3 protein-coding genes are annotated in these 2357 nt (G+C 39.0%); 2 read left to right on the top strand and 1 reads right to left on the bottom strand.

Translation table 11 applies throughout. From position 1 onward, the window contains the following. Window positions 1–676: LolA family protein (locus ACTHJT_RS08885; RefSeq protein WP_440237670.1), on the top strand; the 676-nt coding region annotated here is incomplete at its 5' end. A gap of 11 nt (window positions 677–687) precedes the next feature. Continuing rightward, window positions 688–1512, top strand: coding sequence for an orotidine-5'-phosphate decarboxylase (pyrF, locus tag ACTHJT_RS08880; RefSeq protein WP_440237669.1), 825 nt, complete (start codon window positions 688–690; stop codon window positions 1510–1512). Here the strand turns inward: pyrF and ACTHJT_RS08875 are convergent. Further along, window positions 1502–2357: AI-2E family transporter (locus tag ACTHJT_RS08875; RefSeq protein WP_440237668.1), on the bottom strand; the 856-nt coding region annotated here is incomplete at its 5' end. The two genes, pyrF and ACTHJT_RS08875, sit on opposite strands and share 11 nt — an antisense overlap.

The raw sequence follows: 2357 nt of genomic DNA, 5'->3' as shown, positions 1-2357 counted from the left end.
ACTATTTTCCCTAATACCAATTACCAATAACATGAAAAAGATCATTCTGCTTTTATTACCGGTATTTTCTGTTGTACTTATCGCATTCGGACAATATGATCCCAAAGCGTTGACGATACTAGATGAGATGAGTAATAAATTTAAAACATACTCTTCATACAAAGCTTCGTTTACTTATACATTAAAAAATGCTTCAGCCAATATCAATGAGGTATCGTCCGGAGAGCTGATGGTTAGAGGCGCTAAATACCGCATCAAACTTCCGAATATGGAGATCATCAATAATGGTACTACGGTGTGGAACTACATGAAGAATACAAATGAAGTAAATATTTCTACATACGATCCGGCAGATGATGATATTTCTCCGAACAAGATTTACTCTATGTATAAAAAAGGTTACAAGTATACCTATATTGGCGACCGTGTAGAGGCAGGTAAGACCTATCAGCAGATCGAACTTGTTCCGGAAGACAGAAAGAATAAATTTTTTAAAGTGAAGCTTGAAATCAACAAAGCTGATAAATCCATTAAAACATGGAAGTTATTTGAGAAGAACGGTAACATTTACGATTATACAATCAAATCATTCACTCCGAATACCATTACCGATGATACTCCGTTCACATTCGATAAATCAAAATATCCGGGTGTTGAAATCATTGACCTACGCTAATCTCCGCTGCAATGAATAAGGCGAATTTAGTAGCAGCTATCAAAAGCAGGAAGTCCTATCTATGCGTAGGCTTAGATACTGATCCAACCAAAATACCAGCTCATTTATTAAAAACTAAAGATCCCATCTTTGAATTTAATAAATACATCATTGATGCAACGATTGATTATACCGTTGCTTACAAACCCAATCTTGCCTTTTATGAATCATTAGGCAAAGCCGGCTGGGAGTCGTTAGAGAAAACACTGGAATGGATTCCAAAGGATGTTTTCACCATTGCAGATGCAAAACGTGGAGATATCGGCAATACAGCAACCATGTATGCAAAGGCATTCTTCGAACAAATGTCGTTCGATTCTGTGACAGTTGCTCCATACATGGGCGAAGATTCGGTTACACCATTCCTTGCCTTTAAAGATAAATGGGCGATTGTATTGGCGCTTACATCCAATGCAGGCAGCAAAGACTTTCAACAGCTTGCTCTTGCAGCCAATAATGAACCCTTGTATAAGGAAGTATTGAGGAAATGTTCCGCATGGGGCAGCGATGAAAATCTGATGTTCGTAGTCGGAGCAACAAAGGCTTCTTACTTTAAAGAAATCCGCTCAATTGTGCCGGAACATTTTTTACTGGTACCAGGCGTAGGTGCGCAGGGAGGAAACTTACAGGAAGTATCACAGTTTGGTTTAAACAAATCCTGTGGATTGCTGGTGAACGCTTCCAGAAGCATCTTATATGCAGCATCCGATGAAAATTTTGCTCAGGCTGCAAAAGCTGAAGCGCAGAAAATGCAACAGGAAATGAAAACATATCTGGAAGATTACCTTAGCTGGTAATCTTCCTTTTAAATTTTTTAAATAGTTTCGAAAAGAAGTTCTCTTCTTCGCTTTCATCATCACTTAGCAGGATACTCAGCGGTTTCAATGATTCAATATTATCACAGAGGATCTTAAAAATTCCTAATAAAGGAATGAATAAAATCATGCCGGCTACCCCCCAGATCATTCCGCCGATAATTACAATAAAGATGGTTGCCAGCGAATTCAACCGAACATAGCCACCAACAACATTAGGTGTGGTGATATTATTATCTATGAATTGATTGAACATGAAGATTGCAAACACCCCAACCGGATACCATAACGAGTCTTTGTAGATCAATGCCATGATGATGGGAAGGCTGGCTCCTACAAATGAACCGATGTAGGGAATGATGTTTAAAAAGCCCGCCAGCAAGCCCAGGAAAATTCCATGCTTAATACCCAGTATGGTTAAGCCAACCGCATTCATTACGCCGATAATGGATAAGGCAATAAACAAACCGGTGATGTAATGGAGTACCAACGCCTGAACTTTATTGAGTATGGTATTGGCTCTTTCGTGTTCAGTTTCGTCTATGAGGGATAAGATAAACAGCTTGATCTTTCCTCTGTATAGCTGCAGAAAGAAGGTGTAGATCATAACCAGTGTTAAACCAAATACAAAATTGCCGACTCCAACCAGTAATGATGTACCCTTTTGAAATCCGGACTTTAAAAGCTCTTCAGATTCTTTATCAAACCAGGCTTCCTGTTCACGTTCATCCATGCCGGTATATTTGTTTACTGCCACCTGCAGGTCATGGGCTTTGGTTTTGATTTTTTCTTCGATCTGGTCATAATCAGAAACGATATTTGACACC

This window comes from Cytophaga sp., assembly GCF_051961495.1.
Classification (GTDB): Bacteria; Bacteroidota; Bacteroidia; order Cytophagales; family Cytophagaceae; genus Cytophaga.
The sequence above is the reverse complement of the archived record's forward strand: the minus strand, read 5'-3'. Positions and strand labels throughout refer to the sequence as shown.